3 protein-coding genes are annotated in these 20,087 nt (G+C 58.3%); all 3 read right to left on the bottom strand.

The features are described from left to right. Window positions 1–64: 64 nt before the first annotated feature. The 3 genes from AC6I8A_RS15995 to speA all read right to left on the bottom strand — a co-directional run bounded on the left by AC6I8A_RS15995 (window position 65) and on the right by speA (window position 19,847). Complete coding sequence (locus tag AC6I8A_RS15995; RefSeq protein WP_497818766.1) at window positions 65–16,156, bottom strand: Ig-like domain-containing protein; 16,092 nt, start codon at window positions 16,154–16,156, stop codon at window positions 65–67. A gap of 307 nt (window positions 16,157–16,463) precedes the next feature. Beyond that, window positions 16,464–17,153, bottom strand: coding sequence for an EAL domain-containing protein (locus AC6I8A_RS16000; protein WP_293794360.1), 690 nt, complete (start codon window positions 17,151–17,153; stop codon window positions 16,464–16,466). A 714-nt stretch (window positions 17,154–17,867) separates the two neighbouring features. After that, window positions 17,868–19,847 (bottom strand): biosynthetic arginine decarboxylase, encoded by a 1,980-nt coding sequence (speA, locus tag AC6I8A_RS16005; RefSeq protein ID WP_101761914.1) that lies wholly within the window; start codon window positions 19,845–19,847, stop codon window positions 17,868–17,870. Between the last annotated feature and the right edge of the window lie 240 nt (window positions 19,848–20,087).

Raw genomic sequence — 20,087 nt, forward strand, 5'->3', positions numbered from 1 at the left:
CCAGTCAATAAAGAGAAAGGGGCACATCCCTGTGCCCTCACTGCATCCCTGCATCACATAGCCATTAGGCCGTGTGGTTTTGGTGCGGCTGTTGCAGCAGTTCCTCCAGTGAAACGTTCACGCCTTCCAGCGTAATCAGTTGAGTACTGCTGTAACCCGTACCGGTACCATCACGATCGATCGAGAGCACCGTATTGCCATCTGAAGTATGGTCCACTTTCACGAAATCATTAATATTACTTGTGGAATCATTCCAGCCGATAAGCAAGTTACTGACGTCAATTTTGTCGCCTTGCGCAACATTGAAGTCGGTCCAGGTATCGTGACCGTTACCGCCAGTCGCATCCGCGCTCGCCAGCAAGTGATAAACCAGGGTATCTGCGCCGGCACCGCTGGTGATGGTGTCGTCGTAGGCACCGCCGGTCAGCGTGTCAGCCCCCGTGGTTCCTGTGATGGTTGGATGCAGCTCGATGGTGAACGACTGCGTGGTGATGGTGCCATCGCTCGCTGCCAGGGTGTAACTGAACACCTCTTTATGGGTAATGGATTGTCCATCCACGCCCGCATTCAGTGAGTAGGTGTAGCTACCGTTGGCCGCAATACTCAGCACACCAAAGTCTCCCGCAACCGACGTATTACCCACGCTGTGAACCGTGGTGATATCACCGTGTTCATTAGTGATACTCAAGGTTCCGGTATGCGTGCCGGTTGACGAGCCATAGATGCTGCCGCTGGCGTCGTGGTCGCTGGTGTTTTCCGCCACCAGGCTGTTAGTCGCCAGCAGCGTGCTGGTTGACGCACCGTTGTGCAGGTTCACCGTCAGGCTGGCCGAGGTCACCGCGCCGCTGGCATCACGCACCGAATAGGTGAAGGTGTCAGCGGCTGGCAGGGTATCGATGTTCAGGCCCGCCTTGAGGGCATAGGTATAATTGCCATGAGAATCAATGGTCAGCGTACCGTAGCTGCTATTGATTACCGTGTTACCCGTTGCACTCACCACATTGTCAGAGACCGTTGTCACCGCCGTTCCGGAAGGTATGGTGCCCGCCAGCGAACTGGTGTCGTTCGTCAGCAGGTTGCCCGTGACGGTCGCCGCCACGGTTACCGCCAGGGTGGTGATATCCGACACCGTTGAAATGGTGGAGGTCGGTAGCAGGCTAACGTTAACCGTTGAACCAACTATCACCGCATAGGTGCCGGTACCCAGGTTGTTATAGGTCACGTTGGCCCCTTTCAGGGTGCCAAGCGATAGCACGGCTCCAAGGTAGTTGGAGGTGATATTCACCAACAACCACGTGCCGTTGCTTTGCTGCTCGTAAAGGTTCAATGAGTAGTTGGTCAGCAAGCCAACACTGCTTATTGAGCCGTTCAACGTTACCGTACGCGTATCGTCAGGACCGACGTTGAAAATATAGGCATTGCCACTGGACAATACGCTCGCCTGCAGCACGTTACCGAGCCCCACAGTAAGTAGCGCGGTGTGTGAGACACTGGTGGTGCCATTGTTAAGGGTGCCAATTTGGGTGGTGTAATCCACTTCATTGACATCATTGGCCGCCACGATACGAATCGCACCGGTCAGTGACGAGCTGGTCGATACGTTGCCCGCGCGGTCGGTCTGAATCACCGACAGCGACGCTCCGGTGGTTTGCGCCGTGCTCAGGCTCACCGACCACGTACCGCCACTGCTAACCGTCGCCGTACCCAGCGCGTTACCGCCCGCATCACGTACCGTTACCGTTGCCCCCACTTCACCGCTACCGGTGACCGTGGTACCGGCATCGTTGATCGCCAGGCCGCTGACAGCCGCCGGTGGCACGGTATCAACGTTCACCGTCACCGCCGTGTTACCGGTACTGACGTTACCCGCCGTATCGGTAACCGTTACGCTCAACGGATGCGCGCCGTTCGCCAGTGCGGTTGTGGTGTAAGTCCAGCTGCCACCCGCACCAACGGTTACCGAGCCAAGCGCGGTGGTGCCATCATAGATAGTGACAATTGCCCCCACTTCCGCCGTGCCGTTCAATACCGGCGTGGTATCACGGGTGTACGCGCCATTGGTCAGCGTCACCGGCGTGCTGCCAGCGTCGTCGGTAATGGTGAGCGTACTGGCCGCTGGCGCAATGGTGTCGATGGTCAGCGTGGTTGAGGCATTCGGGCTCACGTTGCCTGCCGCATCGGTCGCCGTCACGTTCAGCGTGTGCGTGCCGTTGCTCAGGGTAGTCGAGACGAAGCTCCAGGTGCCGCCGCTGCCCACGGTGGTGGTGCCGAGCAATGTGGTGCCGTCGTACACGCTGATCCTTGCGCCGACTTCGCCGTTACCGGTCAACAACGGCGTGCTGTCGTTGGTGATGCCATTGTTCGGGATGGTCACCGCCGTGCTGCCGTTGTTATTGGCGGCAACAAGGTTGGTCACCGCCGCTGGCGGCGTGGTATCGATAATCACCGAGGCCGACGTCGTGCCGCTGACGTTACCGGCAGCATCTGTCACCGTCACGCTCAGTGGATGCGTGCCGGTGGCCAATACGCCAGTGGTGAAGGTCCATGCGCCGGTGCCATTGGCAATCGCCGTACCCAGCAGCGTGCTGCCATCGTAGATGGAGACACGGCTGCCTGCTTCCGCCACGCCACTCAAGGTTGGCGTGGTGTCATTGGTGGAACCGCCGCTCGGCACCGTGGTGTTGGTGACGTCGTTGGTGATCACCAGCGTTGACGCCGCTGGTGCCACGGTATCCACGGTAATGGAAACCGTCGCCGACGCGCTGCTGATGTTACCCGCCGCATCGGTCACGGTGACGCTCAGTGGATGCGTACCGTTGCTCAGCGTGGCGGTCGTGAAGCTCCATGCACCCGAACCATTGGCGGTGGTGGATCCAATAACGGTCGACCCGTCGTAGATAGTGACAATCGCGTTCGCTTCCGCCGTGCCGCTCAGGGTTGGCCTGGCGTCATCGGTGACTGCACCGTTCGCCAGCGCCCCCTGAATCGAGCCGACATCATCGGTGATCACCAGATTGGTTACCGGATTTGGCGCCACGGTATCAATCGTCAAGGTGGTTGAGGCGTTCGGGCTCACGTTGCCCGCCGCATCGGTTGCCGTGACGTTCAGGGTGTGCGCACCGTTGCTCAGCGCGGTTGAGATAAAGCTCCATGTGCCGTTGCTGCTCACCGTGGTGGTGCCCAGCAGCGTGGTGCCGTCGTAGACGCTGATGCGTGCACCAATCTCGCCAGAACCGGTCAACAGCGGCGTATTGTCGTTGGTCACGCCGTTGTTCGGAATGGTCACCGCCGTACTGCCGTTGTTGTTGGCGGCAACCAGGTTAGTGACAGCCGCTGGCGGCGTGGTATCAATGATTACCGAGGCCGAGGTGCTGCCGCTGACGTTTCCGGCAACGTCTGTCACCGTCACGCTCAATGGGTGCGTGCCGGTGGAGAGCACGCCGGTAGTGAAGGTCCACGCGCCCGTACCACTGGCAATCGCCGTTCCCAGCAAGGTGCTGCCATCGTAGATAGAGACACGACTGCCGGCTTCGGCCACACCGCTCAGGGTTGGCGTGTTGTCATTGGTGGAACCCCCGCTCGGCACCGTGGTGCCGGTGATGTCGTTGGTAATCACCAGCGTTGACGCCGTTGGTGCCACAGTATCCACGGTGACGGAAACCGTCGCCGATGCGCTGCTGGTGTTACCGGCCGCATCTTTGACCGTCACGCTCAGCGGATGCACGCCGTTGCTCAGCGTCGCGGTGGTGAAGGTCCATGCGCCGCCCGTTCCGGCTACCACTGAACCCAACACGGTAGTGCCATCGTAGATGGTGACAATCGCATTGGCTTCCGCCGAACCGCTCAAGGTTGGCGTGGCATCATCGGTCACCGCACCGTTCGCCAGCGGCCCCTGACTTAATCCCACATCATCGTTGATCAACAGGTTAATAACGGGCGCCGGTGCCACGGTATCCACCGTCAGCGTCAGCGTTGCATTCGGGCTAACGTTGCCCGCAGCATCTCTCGCCGTGACGTTGAAGGTGTGCGCACCCTCCCCCAGCGTTGGCGTGGTGAAGCTCCATGCACCGTTACTGCCGGCGGTGACAGAACCGATAATCGAGGTGCCATCGCGGATGATCACCAGGCTGCCCGCTTCTGCCGTACCGCTCAGCGCTGGCGTGTTGTCATTGGTGCTGCCGTTATTGGCAATCGCTACCGGCGTGCTGCCGTTGTTGTTGGCCGCAGCCAGACCGGTTACGGCCACCGGCGCGACGGTATCAATAATCACCGTCGCCGAGGTGCTGCCGCTGACATTACCGGCGGCATCTGTGACCGTGACGCTCAGTGGATGCGAACCTTGCGCCAGCTCTGCGGTGGTGAAGGTCCATGCGCCGGTGCCACTGGCAATCGCCGTGCCGAGCAGCGTGCTGCCATCGTAGATCGACACGCGACTACCGGCTTCCGCCGTACCGCTCAGCGTTGGCGTGCTGTCGTTGGTTGAACCGCCATTCGGCACCGTGGTGCTGGTGACGTCGTTGGTGATCAACAAGGTTGAGTTGGCTGGTGCCACCGTATCGACATTGACCGTAAAGTTGGTCGCCGCGCTGGTGTTGCCTGCCGCATCGCGCACCGTCACGCTCAACGGATGCGATCCGTCGCTCAGCGCAGCGGTGGTGAAGCTCCACGCACCGCCCGTTCCGACCACCACAGAACCCAACACCGTGGTGCCTTCCGAGATAATCACGATGTTGCCGGCGGTTGCGGTACCGGTCAGCGTAGGCGTGTTGTCATCGGTAGAGGCACCGCTGGTGAGCGGCCCTTGTGTCACGCCCACGTTGTCAGAAACCACCAGATTGGTGACCGGCGTTGGCGCAGTTGTGGTTACGGTGAAACTGATGGACGCATTCGGACTGACGTTACCGGCGAGGTCGGTAGCCGTCACGTTCAGAGTATGCAAACCATCCGCCAGCGTTGGTGAGGTGAAGCTCCACGCGCCGTTGCTGCCAGCGGTGACAGAGCCGATAACATCTGTGCCATCGCGGATCACCACTACGCTGCCCGCTTCCGCCGTGCCGCTCAGCGCTGGCGTGTTGTCGTTGGTGTTGCCTCCTGCAGCAATCGCCACTGGCGAACTGCCGTTGTTGTTGGCTGCCGCCAAACCGCTCACAGCCGTTGGCGCGACGGTATCCACGATCACCGTGGCAGTGCTGGAAGCCACGCTGGTGTTACCCGCGACATCGGTCACGCGAACGGTAAGTGGATGGCTGCCTTCGCCCAGCACCGGTGAAATAAAGCTCCATGCGCCGCCTGTTCCGGTAGCAACCGAACCGAGCAAAGTGGTGCCGTCATAAACGGTAATCACGCTGCCCACTTCCGCCGTGCCGCTCAGAGTTGGCGTATTGTCGTTGGTCGAACCGCCATTCGGCACAATCGTGCTGGTGACGTCGTTGGTGACCACCAGCGTCGAGGCGTTTGGCGCCACGGTATCGACCGTGAGATTCACTGCCGCTGAACGTGGTCCAATGTTCCCCGCCGCATCCGTCACGGTCACGCTCAGCGCATGTCCGCCCTGGCTCAGGGTTGGCGACGTGAAGCTCCATGCGCCGAGGCCATTGGCGGTGGTCGAGCCGATGACGGTATTGCCATCATAAACAGTGACAATGCCGTTGGCTTCGGTGGTACCGGTAAGCTGCGGTGTGCTGTCGTTCGTCGAGCCATTATTGGCAATCGGCACTGGCGAACCACCGTTGTTATTGGCGGCGGCCAGGTCAATGACAGCGACAGGGGCAACGGTATCGATGGTGATCGTAATTGGATCCGATGGCACCCCATTGTTACCGGCGGAGTCAGTGACAAGAACCGAAAGCGCATGAGAACCGTCAGGTAATGCCGCTGGCGTATAGCTCCATTGCCCGCCGGCACCGGCGGTGACACTTCCCAGTTCGGTTGCCCCATCGAAGATTCTGACAATGTTGCCCGCCGTCGTCAGCCCGCTCAACACTGGCGTGCTGTCTTTGGTATTTGCACCATCGCCCAGAGCCACCAAGGTGCTACCGCTGTTATCAGTGATCTGCAATGTGGTGGTTGCAGGCGGCAGGCCCGCTTCAACAGTGATTGTAAAGTCTGCGGAAGCAGGTCCCACGTTTCCGGCTAGATCTTTGACGGTAACCGTAAAGGTATGATCGCCATTACTGAGCGCAGTAGGCGTAAATGTCCAGGTACCATTAGTGGCAGTAACCGTGCCCAGTAACGTAGTGCCATCGTAAACAGACACCACGCTGCCAGTGGCGGCTGAACCACTTAATGTCGGTGTGTTGTCATCAGTGATTGCGCCATTAGTTAATTCGCCAGTGCTACCACCCACGTTGTCGTTAACCACCAAATCGGTGACCGCAGCCGGTGGCACGGTATCGATATTGATCGTAATCGGCGTGGCTTCTGGCCCGGTGGTACCGGCGGCGTTAGTGACCGACACGGTGTAGCTGTGTTGACCATCCGCGCGCACGCTGGTTTCGAAACGCCATACGCCGTTATCACCTACCGTGGTGGTGCCGAGTAAGGTGGTGCCTTCGTAGATGTTAATGGTGGTGCCCGCGACGCCGGTACCGCGCAACACTGGCGTGTTGTCGTTGGAGTAACCGTTATTCGCCACCTGCGAGGCGGTGGTATTGGCGTTGTTGTAGACGCCAAAGGTCAGCACCGCCGCTGGGGTAGAGGTATCCACCGTCAGGGATACCGAGGCATTGGCGCTAATATTGCCCGCCGCATCGGTCACAGTGACATTCAGTGTGTGAGTCGCATCAGTCAGCGTGCTGGTGGTGACGCTCCATGCGCCGTTGCTGCCTGCCACGGTTGAGCCAACTAAGGTGGTGCCGTCGTAAACCCGCACGATGGCATTGGCTTCCGCCGTGCCGCTGATGGCTGGCGTGTTGTCATTGGTGATACCGCCATCCGCAATGGTTATTGGTGAGCCACCATTGTTGTTTTGCAACAGCAGGTCGTCAGCAGGCTGTGGGGCGGTGGCATCCACCACCACGGTAAAGCTGGAGGATGGCGCACTGATGTTGCCGACCGCATCGGTCACGGTGGCAGTCAGCGTATGCGAACCGTCGGTTAGGACTGGAGAACTAAAGCTCCAGGTTCCGCCTGCCGTGGCCGTGGTGGTTCCGATTACCGTAGTGCCATCGTAGACAGTGACCAGACTGCCCGCTTCCGCATTCCCGCTCAGCAACGGCGTGTTGTCGCTGGTGGTTGCGCCATTCGGTACCAGAACAAGCGAGCCGCCATTGTCATTGTTAACCACCAATGTAGCGCCCGCCGGAACCGTGGTATCCACGGTGAAGCCAATTGCCGTTGATGCCGGGCTGGCATTTCCTGCCGCATCCACCACGGTGGTGGTCAGACTGTGCACACCATCGCCCAGCGTTGGCGAATTGAAGCTCCACTGGCCGTTGTTGCCCACCGAAGCACTTCCGATGATGTTGGTGCCATCACGAATAATCACCGTGCTGCCCGCTTCGGCAGTACCGGTGAGGAATGGCGTGTTGTCATTAGTGAAACCGCCGTTGGTAATCGCCACCGGTGACGTGCCTTCATCATTGCTGGCAACCACGTTCAACGCTGCAGCCGGTGGTGTGGCATCAATCACCACTCCGATGGTGCTCGGCGCACTGACGTTACCCGCCGCATCGCTGGCCGTGACGCTAAAGGTATGGGTGCCATCCGCCAGCGCAGTCGCCGGCGTGAAGGTCCAGGTTCCGCCCGCGCCAACGGTAGTCGATCCCAGCACGCCGTTCTGATCGGACACGGTGATGATGCTGCCCACCTGGCCAGAACCGCTCAGCACTGGCGTGCTGTCGTTGGTGAGACCGCCGTTTGGAATGTTCACTGGCGTGCCGATATCGTTGGTCAGCGTCAGCCCGGTTGCTGCTGGCGGTGCCACGGTATCAACGGTAACGGTGATGGTGCTGCTGGCCGGTCCGGTGTTGCCCGCCGCGTCACGTACGGTCACGCTCAGGTTGTGGGTGCCATCGGTCAGGTTCGGTGAGAAGCTCCAGGCGCCCTGCGCGTTGGCAACAGCGCTGCCGAGCACGGTGGTGCCGTCAGACACAATCACGATGCTGTTCGCTTCCGCCGTACCACTCAGCACTGGCGTGTTGTCGTTGGTGGTGCCGTTATTGGCAATCGGCACCGGCGAACCGCCATTATCGTTGTTCAGCGCCAGACCGGTCGCTGCAACCGGCGCTACGGTATCGACGGTAAAGGCAATCGCCGGAGATGCAGGACCCACGTTACCCGCAGCATCTGTGACAGTCGCCGTCAGGCTGTGTTCACCTTCACCCAGTGTTGGCGAAGTGAAACTCCACTGGCCGTTACCGCCGACAATCGCGGTGCCCAGCACGGTGCTGCCATCCAACACGGTGACTGTGCTGCCCACTTCGGCAGTGCCGCCCATCACAGGTGTCGCATCGTTTGTGGTACTGCCAGCGGCAATCGCCACCGGCGAGCTGCCGTTGTTATTGTTGAGCGTAATCGCGGCGGGTGCCACTGGCGGGGTGGTATCGATATTGAAGTTCAGGGCTGCGGACGGAGAACTGATGTTACCCGCAGCATCGGTCACGGTAGTGGTCAGGCTGTGCGCGCCCTCGCCCAGAACTGGCGAAGTAAAGCTCCAGGTGCCGCCGCTGCCGACTACCAGCGAACCCAGCACATTGCTGCCATCAGAGACAATCACGATGCTGCCCACTTCAGCGCTGCCGCTCAACACCGGCGTGGTGTCGTTGGTGGCACCGCCTGCAACAATCGGCACCGGCGTTTGGCCGGAATCATTGCTCAGTTGTAGACCGGTCGCCGCATTCGGTGCCTGCGTGTCGACGGTAAAGGTGATCGCCGCAGAGGGATCGCTGATATTGCCAGCCGCATCGGTAACGGTCGTCGTCAGGCTGTGTTCGCCCTGGCTCAGCGCTGGAGTGGTGAAACTCCATTCCCCGCTGCTGCCCACGATCACCGATCCCAGTACGGTGGTGCCATCACGCACGATAACAATACTGTTCGCTTCGGCAATACCACTCAGCACTGGCGTGGTGTCGTTGGTGGCGCCGCCCGTAGTAATCGGTGTTGGTGTACTGCCCTGATCGTTATTGAGGACCACCGCCGTTGCCGCTGGTGGTGGCGTAGTGTCGATAATCACAGCGATCGCCGTTGATGCCGGACCCACGTTACCCGCCGTATCGGTGACGGTCGCGGTCAGGCTGTGTGTGCCCGGATCCAGTGGCGTGCCAGGCGTGAAGCTCCATTTTCCATCGGTGCCCACGGTGGTGCTGCCCAACACCTCGGCACCATCACGCACGGTGACGACGCTGCCCACTTCGGCGCTACCGCTCAGCACTGGCGTGGTGTCGTTGGTGAGTCCTCCGGTATCAATCGGTACGGCAGTTCCACTGTTGTTGTTACTGAGCTGCAGATCGGTCGCGGCCGCTGGCGGTGTGGTATCCACGGTAAAGGTGAGAGGGGTAGACGCACCGCTGCTGTTGCCTGCCGGATCGGTGACGGTAGTGGTCAGGCTATGCGCGCCGTCGCCCAGCGCGGCGGCTGGCGTGAAGCTCCAGCTACCGTCGCTGCCCGCCGTGGCGGTGCCCAGCACCGTGGTGCCGTCGCGCACCGTGACGGTGCTGCCCGCTTCCGCCGTGCCACGCAATATCGGCGTGCTGTCATTGGTGATGCCGCCCGTGGCAATGAGGGTGCCGCCATCGTTGCTCAACTGCAGGCCGGTTGAGGTGGCTGGAGCCTGGGTATCAACGGTGAAGTTGATTGACGTAGACGGATCGCTGACGTTACCCGCTGCGCTGGTGACGGTGGTGGTCAGGCTATGTGCGCCTTCGCTCAACGCTGGCGTGCTGAAGCTCCAGCTGCCACCACTACCGACGACCACGGTGCCCAGCACGGTGCTGCCATCCAGCACCGTTACCGTGCTGCCCGCCGCCGCCGTACCGCTGATCACCGGCGTGGTGTCGTTGGTGGCGCCGTTATTCGCGATAGGCACTGGCGTGCTGCCATTATCGTTATTCAGCACCACGCTGCCTGCCACTGGCGGCTGTGTAGTGTCGATGTTGACAGTGATTGGCGTCGAGGTTGGACCGACGTTACCGGCTGGATCGGTGACGGTGGTGGTCAGCGTATGCTCACCCGCCGTTAACGGTGTGGTTGGCGTCACGCTCCACGATCCATCGCTGCCAACGGTCGCGCTGCCAATCACGGTGGTGCCATCACGTACCGTGACGATGCTGCCCGCTTCTGCGATGCCGCTCAGCGCTGGCGTGGTGTCGTTGGTGGTGCCGCCTGCGGCAATCGGTATCGGCGTCGTGCCTTCGTTGTTGCTGAGCTGCAGACCCGTCGCCGCTGCAGGTGGCGTGATATCCACGGTGACCACAATTGGCGTAGATGGCGCACCGGTGTTGCCCGCTGGGCTGGTAACGGTGGCGGTCAGGCTGTGACTGCCCTCGTTGAGTGCTGGCGTGGTGAAGCTCCATGTTCCGCCATTGCCAACGGTCACGGTGCCGAGCACGGTACCGCCATCAGAAACGGTAATGGTGCTGCCCGCCGCTGCGGTGCCGCTCAATACTGGCGTTGCATCGTTGGTGGCCGCGCCAGAGGTAATCGGAACTGGCGTACCGCTGGTGTCGTTACTCAGCTGCACACCGCCCGGTGCTGGCGGTGCCGTCGTGTCGATGGTGAAGGTTAACGGCGTGCTCGCCGCGCCGGTATTGCCCGCCGCATCGGTCACGGTGGTGGTCAGGCTGTGCGAGCCATCGCCGAGCGTTGGAGAGGTAAAGCTCCAGTTGCCATCGTTGCCGACGGTAACCGAACCCAACGGCGTGCCGCCATCGGAAACCGTCACAATGCTGCCCGGCTCCGCGCGACCACTCAATACTGGCGTCACATCGTTGGTGGTGCCGCCATCCGCAACCGGCACCAGCGTGCCGCTGCCATCATTGCTGAGTTGCAGGTCGGTGGCCGCCGCGGGTGGTGTGGTATCAACAATCACAATCACCACTGACGAGGACGGGCCGACGTTACCGGCCGTATCAGTGACGGTGGTGGTGAGATTGTGCTGTCCTTCAGCCAGCGGATCGGTTGGCGTAAAGCTCCAGTTGCCGTCGGTGCCGGTGGTTGTGGTGCCCAGCACGGTGGTGCCATCGCTCACCGTAACGGTACTGCCCGGTTCGGCGGTGCCGTTCAGGGTTGGCGTGGTGTCGTTGGTGGTGCTACCTGAGGCCAGCGGCGTTCCGTCATCATTGGTGAACTGCACATTGCCCGCCGCCGCAGGCGGTTGGGTATCAATGGTCACGGTCACCGGCGTTGAAGCCGGACCGGTATTGCCCGCAGGATCGGTAACGGTTGAAGTCAGGCTATGACCGCCATCGCTCAGCGGTGGCGTGGTGTAACTCCAGGTGCCGTCTGTACCCACTGTGGTAGTGCCGAGCACGGTGGTGCCATCCAAAATGGTCACAATGCTGCCAATTTCACCGCTGCCGGTGATCGTTGGTGTGTTGGTATTGGTGCTGCTGCCATCCGGGATCGGCTCGCCAGCACCATCTTCCAGACCCACGCCGGTTGGTGCGGTTGGCACCACGGTATCGATGGTGATGTTGATGGTTGGCGAATCGGTCTCCACGCCGGTGGTGGCATTGGTAGCGACAGCGTGGAAAGCGTAGTTGCCATCGGCCAGCGCGGCTGGCGTGAAGTTCCACTGCCCATCGCTGCCCGCGACGGTGCTGCCAATAACAGTGGTGCCGTTATACAGCGTGATGAGATCCCCCGCGCCCGCCAGTCCGCTGAGAATTGGCGTGGTGTCGTGGGTGCTGGCGTTGTTGGGCAGTTCAACCAGCGTGCTGCCGCTGTCGTCGGTGACCACCAGTAAGCTGCTGGTCGCCGGAACGCCGGCATCGACATTCAGGGTGAATACCGGCGACGACGGGCTCACGTTGCCTGCCGCATCGGTAACCGTGGTGGTCAGGCTGTGTTGGCCGTTCGTCAGCGCGTTATCTGGCGTAAAGCTCCAGCTGCCGTCGCTGCCTGCTGTCGCCGAGCCCAGCAATGTGGTGCCGTCATACACACGCACTACCGATCCCGCTTCGGCGGTGCCGGTCAGGGTTGGTGTGCTGTCGTCGGTGATAGTGCCAGAGGTCAACGGGCCGGTACTGCCGCCAACGTTATCGTTGACCACCAGTCCACTGACCGGCGCTGGCGCGAGGGTATCGACACTGAAAGCGATCGGTGTGGTCGCCGGGCTGACGTTACCCGCCGCATCGGTGACGGTGGTGGTCAGGCTGTGATTGCCCTCCGCCAGCGTCGGCGTGGTAAAGCTCCAGTTACCGTCGCTGCCCACAGTAACGGTGCCGAGCACGGTGTTGCCATCCAGAATGGTGACTTTGCTGCCTGCTTCCGCCGTGCCGCTCAGCACTGGCGTCGCATCATTGCTGGCCCCTCCCGCAACAATCGGCTGCGTAATGCTGCCCGCGTCGTTGGTGAGTTCCACACCGGATGCCGCATCCGGCGCGATGGTGTCCACGATGATGTTGATGGTTGCAGTATCAGTAACGTTGCCGTTGGCATCGGTGATGGTGCCATGCAGCGCGTGCGGACCATCCGTCAGACCGCTGAGGTAGAAGATCCATTGGCCGTTACTGCCCGCCGTGGTGCTGCCCAGCACGGTGGTGCCGTCATACAGTGTGATGATGTTACCGGCGCCCGCCACCCCGCTTAATACCGGGCTGTCGTTGTTGGTGCTGGCACCGTCAGTCAGTTGCGCCACGGTGTTGCCGTTTTCGTCCGTCACTTCCAGCGACGAGGTGGCAGGAGGAATCTCTGCATCGACGGTGATAACAATCGGCGGGCTGGCTGGGCCGACGTTACCGGCCGTATCGGTTGCCGTGACGGTAAAGGTGTGATCGCCGTTGCTCAGCGCTGGCGTGGTAAAACTCCATGTGCCATCTGTGTCCACGGTGGTGTTGCCCAGCAGCGTTGTGCCATCGTAAATGCTGATGGTGGCATTCGGCTCGCCGGTGCCGCTCAGGGTTGGTGCACGGTCATCGGTGGTGTCGCCGGAGGTTAACGGCCCTTGTACCGCACCCACGCTGTCTTCGATCACCAAATTGCCCACCACGGCTGGCGGCGTGGTATCTACCGTCACGGTGACCGGTGACGATGCCGGACCGGTATTGCCAGCGGGATCGGTGACGGTGGTGGTCAGGCTGTGATTACCCTCCGCCAGCGTTGGCGTAGTGAAACTCCAGTTGCCATCGCTGCCAACGGTTGCCGTGCCGAGCACGGTGGTGCCATCCAGCACCGTCACGGTGCTGCCCGGTTCGGCGGTGCCGCTGAAGGTTGGCGTATTGTCATTGGTGGTGCTGCCAGCGGCAATCGGCACCACGGTACTGCCATTGTTGTCGCTCAGTTGCAGATCGGCTGCCGCCGCAGGTGCAACGTTATCAATGGTGATAGTGAGCGTGCCGGAGTCGGTCACATTACCGGTGGTATCTGTCGCCGTGGCGTGGAAGGCGTAAGTCCCGTCTGGCAGCGCGCCAGGCGTGAAGCTCCATTGCCCATCGGCACCTGCCACGGTGCTGCCCAGCAGCGTGGTGCCGTTATACAACTCAATCACCGCGCCCGCTGACGCCAGGCCGCTGAGAATTGGCGTGGTGTCAGGCGTGCTGGAGCCGTCTGGCAGGATTCTCAGCGTACTGCCGCTGTCATCGGTGATTTGCAGCGTACTGGTGGTCGGCGCAACGCCCGCATCAACCGTGAAGTTCACCCCGGTTGTCGCCGGACTGACGTTGCCCGCCGCATCGGTCAGCGTCACGCTCAGCGTATGCTGGCCATTGTTCAGCGCTGGTGTTGTGAAACTCCAGGTGCCATCACTGCCGACGGTGACGCTGCCGAGCAGCGTGCTGCCGTCGTAAATTTTAACGATGGCATTAACTTCGCCGTTGCCGCTCAGCGTCGGCGTGTTGTCATCGGTCGTCGAACCCGCAGTGATTGGGCCAGTGGCTCCGCCGACGTTATCGCTGATCACCACATTGCTGGCCTCTGCTGGAGCCTGGGTATCCACGGTGAAGGTGATCGGGCTGGAAGTTGGACCGACGTTCCCTGCCGCATCGGTGACGGTGGCAGTAATGCTGTGGCCGCCCTCCGTCAGCGTTGGTGAAGTGAAGCTCCATGTGCCGTTGCTGCCCACGGTTGCGGTGCCGAGCACGGTATCGCCATCACGCACGGTGACGGTGCTGCCCGGTTCTGCGGTGCCGCTCAGTACTGGCGTGGTGCTATTGGTCGCACCACCGGAGGCGATCGGTTGCAGCGTGCTGCCATCGTTATCACTCAGCGTGACGCCACTTGCGGCAGCAGGTGGCACGGTATCCACGGTGATGGGGATAACCGGCGTTTGCGTCACGTTGCCAGAGGTATCCGTTACCGAGGCGTGGAACGCGTAACTGCCATCTGCTAATGCGGCTGGCGTAAAGGTCCACTGTCCATCGCTGCCCGCGACCACGCTGCCCAACACGGTGCTGCCGTTATACAGCGTGATCAGTGCGCCAGCGGTTGCCAGACCACTCAACGTTGGGGTGTTGTCGTGCGTGCTGCCGCCGTTGCTGAGCTGCACCAGCGTATTACCGGAATCGTCGGTGATTTCGAGCGAGGTGGTTGCTGGGGGAATACCGGCCTGCACGTTGATATCATAAGGTGCTGAAGGCGCACTGACGTTGCCCGCCGCGTCGGTTAAGGTCACGCTCAGGCTGTGGCTACCGTTGCTCAAGGCGGTGGTGGTGTAACTCCAGGTTCCATCGCTACCCACAACCGCCGTACCCAGCAAGGTTTGCCCATCGTAAATGCTGACAATCGCGCCCACTTCACCGCTGCCGGTAAGCGTTGGCGTGTTGTCTTCGGTAATGCCGCCATTGGTTACCGTACCGGAACTGCCGCCCGAGTTATCGTTGACCAACAGGTCAGTTACTGCTGTCGGAGCTTGCGTGTCCACAGTGAAGGTGATGGTGGTGGCTGGGCTGGTATTTCCTGCTGCATCGGTTGCAGTGATGCTTAATGTGTGACTGCCCTGACTAAGTTCCGGGCTGGTGAAGCTCCATGTACCGTTGCTGCCGACAGTGACACTGCCGAGCACCGTATCGCCATCGCGGATGGTGATAATCGAGCCCACTTCAGCGGTTCCGCTCAGCACTGGCGTGGTGTCTTTGGTCGCGCCGCCGTTGGTGATTGGCTGCGCAGTGGTACCGCTGTTGTTAACTACGCTCAAGCCGCCAACGGCGGTTGGCGCGACGGTGTCCACGGTGAAATCTACCGGATTGGTTGACGGGCTGGTGTTACCCGCCGCATCGGTGACGGTGGCGGTCAGGCTGTGCTGACCCTCCGCCAGCGCAGGCGTGGTAAAGCTCCAGCGGCCATCCGCGCCAACGGTCACCGTGCCGAGCAGCGTCGTACCATCGTAAATGCTGACAATAGCGCCCGCTTCAGCGGTGCCGCTTAAGGTTGGCGTGTTGTCATCGGTAATCGCGCCCGCACCAATCGCGCCCTGATACGGCCCAACCGTGTCGTTAATCACCAAATCCGTGATGGCGGTAGGCGGCGTAGTGTCATCGCCACCACCGGGATTGGTTGGGTTGGTAGGATTTGTAGGATTGGTCGGGTTGGTGGGATTGCCGCCGTTGTTACCGTCATCGGGATTGGTCGGCGAGGCATTACCGCCACCACCACCGCCCGAACCGGCAAACATCGCGCCCAAACCGGCCAGCGCCGCACCACCGATACCGAAGGCGGCGATGGTGCCGTCATTGGTGGTGTTTTCCGCTAACAGCCCTTCGGTGCTGTCGATTGAAACGTACTGGAAACCTTCTGTACCGGGATCTTCAACCCACCACATGGCGCCGCGATCGTCCTGCAGAACCAGATCGCTGTCACCATTCGGGCTATAAAAATTATGAATAACAACCACTTCACCAGATTTTGTGGTGACGACTAAATCATTACCATTGCGTGTGAAAGACTTAATATCAGACTGATTAAGATGCAGCTTCACCAAACTCGGAGCGGTCAAATTAACTTGATTTCCACTCAGCTCAGAAGCAACGGTCCCACCTTTTGGGGTTACTGAGATATTATTCATGTTATCGAGATCCCGCAGTTTCCATAATCACGCCCGGCATCAGCAGACACCGGCTTTTACAGCGAATAATCGCGACGATTATTCACTTCTTCTCTTGATCGATTTCATACAGGCTGAGAATGAAATCGCGTTGAGTTTTGTTTAGCCGCCATCCTGATAACTGATTGGTTTTATTTCTTAAAATCACCACGGGAAAAATATATTTATTCTCAAGCGGCCGGGCACAAATGACGTGAAACGCATAAAGCCCAGGCTTTGACATTTTTTTACTTCCCCGAGGGATGAAACCAACTCAATAATTTCAGGATTAAGCTAATAAATCATCGAGATAGACGCTCTGCCACAAATAGCCCTGCATGCCATAAATTGCTTTATGCGCCAGCAGGTCGACCTGTTGTTGATTTTCAACACCCTCAACGATGACGCCGTTGCATAATTCGTTGAGATGGTTGAGCAGAATGTCAAAGGTGCGACCGTTGCCAAATTGCCAAAAAAATTCTTTGTCAATCTTGACGATTTCAAATATTCCGCTATCAAACATGGAAAGGTTGGAATAACCCGGACCAAAGTCATCGAGCCATAAAGGGGCCGGCGTCACTTTCGCGACACCTTTTAAAATCAACAGATCGGCGCTATTAAATCGCGCAGTAAAGAATGCTGATATTTCCAGACGCAACAGCGTCAGTTGAGCCAGTTTTTCTTGCATTTCAGCATCTTTAAAAATGCTGGCTACGATATCTCTATCAACATTGACACTGACAATCTGGTCAAACCCTTTCTGGTATAGCTGAATAAGTTTTTCGATCTGGTGGAGGAATAACTGCCATTTAACGTCAGCAGAAAGCTGACTGAAGAACCCAACATCCCTTTCAGGGTTACGCTTATTATTGATATCTGCGTCGTCTGCAAGACGCGTTAACAATTCCCTGGCAATCACCTGGCCGGACAAATCGTAAACCGGCTCCAACAAGAACACTGTCTTCGGTTGATTGCTCATTTCATATCCTTACTGCAACTGCCTGACAGCCTTAAACTGTCAGGATTTCTCATGTAAGAAGTAAGGTAAACATTGATAAAACTTAATGTCTTAACTGAAGGTTAACGTACTACTTACACTTTGAGAAATAGATTTCAGTAAACACTTCAGGCAACTTCAATCGTTTAAATCAATCAATAACGTAAGTAAATTTCTCTAAAATTCACAAAAGCTCAGAAAATTCTTAATCTAATTTAACTTATCGTTTACTTTAATAGATCTGTAAAAACCTTATCGAATTGAAAAATAATGATAAAAAAAGATTCTGCACGATTTGATAGCTCTCCTTAACTCAAATTGCAAAATGTTTTATCTGGCATCTATGCTTCCAAAAAGCGCCAATAACCGCTAATTTCCATGGTGACTATTAAAACCTTAATGTTTAAATTTTTATTATGCATTGCAAAGAATACATAACAGAATAACTGCTTAATCCATGATGAATCAGTAAGTAAGTTAAGGATATTAAGAAAATAATCAGCGTTGCCGACTCGCTTTATTAGAGAAAAGAAGGAGATAGCATTTGGGGAGGTAAATGTGGGATTTACGTGGCGGGTTACAAATAAGCCAAAGGTGATCGTCTTCACAAATCAAATTAAATTATTGTTGCCAGGCGCGGATATAGCAGGAAAAGCGAAAACCGAGCCCTTGCGAGCTCGGTTTAAGAACAATTAATTACTCATCTTCTAAATAGGTATAACCGTACAAGCCACTCTCGAATTCAGACAAGAATTGCGCGCGCAGCTCTTCATCTATATCCGTTTGTTGCGTTACCTGATCGCGGAACAGCGTCATCAAATCGTTAGGATTCAGCTGCACGTACTCAAGCATATCCGCTACGGTATCGCCCTCATCCGACAGCTGCACTTCCACGCTGCCATCCGGGAACGCAAACACATCAACCGCTTCGGTATCACCGAACAGGTTATGCATGTTGCCGAGAATTTCCTGATACGCGCCCACCATAAAGAAGCCGAGCATCGGCGGATTGTCGATGTCGTATTCCGGCATCGGCATGGTGGTGGCAATGCCATCGCCATCGACGTAGTGATCGATGGTGCCATCGGAGTCACAGGTGATGTCGAGCAATACCGCGCGACGCTTCGGCATCTTATTCAGCCCTTCCAGCGGCAGCACCGGGAACAGCTGATCGATGCCCCACGCATCCGGCATTGACTGGAACAGCGAGAAGTTGACGTAAATCTTATCCGCCATACGCTCCTGTAGCTCATCAATGATCGGGCGATGCGCGCGGTTGCTTGGGTCGAGATGCTGCTGAATATAGTGGCAGATGCTCAGATAAAGCTGCTCTGCCCAGGCGCGCTGACCGAGATCGTAGGTGCCAGAAGAATAACCGGTATGGATGTCGAACAGATCCATTTGGCTATCGTGCAGCCATTCGCGCAGCGAACGGCGCACGTCAGGTTCGTGCATCTCTTGCCACGTATCCCACAAACTCTGAATAGGACGCGGTGAATCGGCATCCGGTGCCACCGGCGTGCTGAACTCATTACGCTCAACACCAATGATGTTGGACACCAACACGGTGTGGTGCGCCGTCACCGCACGACCTGACTCGGTGATCACGGTTGGATGCTCCAGACCGTTCTCTTCACAGGCATCGCCGATGGCCCAAATCACGTTGTTGGCGTATTCATTCAGACCGTAGTTGACCGAGCAATCTGACTGCGAGCGTGTTCCTTCATAGTCCACGCCCAAACCGCCGCCCACATCGAAACATTTGATGTTGACACCCAGCTTCGCCAGTTCAACGTAGAAACGCGCCGACTCACGCACGCCGGTGGCGATATCGCGGATGTTGGACATCTGCGAACCAAGATGGAAGTGCAGCAGCTGCAGGCTATCGAGACGACCCGCTTTGCGCATAATGTCGACCAGCTGCAACACCTGCGATGCCGCCAGACCAAACTTCGATTTCTCACCGCCGCTCGACTGCCACTTGCCCGAGCCCTGCGACGCCAGACGCGCGCGGATACCAAGACGCGGAATCACGTTCAGGCGCTCGGCCTCTTCCAGCACCAGACGTACCTCGGTCATCTTCTCGATCACCAGATAGACTTTGTGACCGAGCTTTTCGCCGATCAGCGCCAGACGAATGTATTCGCGGTCTTTATAGCCGTTACAAACAATCACCGAACGGGTTTTACCGGCGTGGGCCAGCACCGCCATCAGCTCGGCTTTCGAACCGGCCTCTAAGCCCAGCGGTTCGCCAGAGTTGACCAGCGACTCAATCACGCGCTTATGCTGATTCACCTTGATCGGGTAAACCAGGAAGTAGTCACCTTTATAGCCGTAAGATTCACGTGCGCGTTTGAAGGCGGCGTTAATCGAACGCAGACGATGCTGGAGAATCTGCGGGAAGCAGAACAGCGCTGGCAGACGTTGGCCGTCGGCTTCGCGCTCTTTCACCAGTTTCGCTAAATCAACGCGCACTTCCGGCTGATCCGGATCGGGACACACGCTGATGTGCCCCAGCTCGTTGACGTCGTAATAATTGTTTCCCCACCAGGCAATATTGTAGGTACGCAGCATTCTGCTCGCTTCCTGATCGTTCATTGCCACCTCCTGCATGGAGCGGAGTACACCTTGTTCGCCAGCTGACGAACCTTTGATATTCTTCATGTCGTCAGACATCGCGAACCTCAATTTTCCGTTTAAATATGAATGTGTTACCGAGTTTTGTCATGGTGGCGCCAGGTAAAAATTGCCTCATCCTGCTTGCTGCCTCTGTAAGGTTGCAATGTACAAAGCTGACTTTAAGTGTAAAACACCGCACCGAAGTCGGGGCAAATAGCCTGAGACTTCCACGGTCTGTAGACAGCGAAATGCAGTAATAGATGCAGAAAAATGTTAACCGGCGCGCGTGTCGGGAGA

Source organism: Pantoea sp. X-Soil-ISGK-275 (assembly GCF_059730795.1).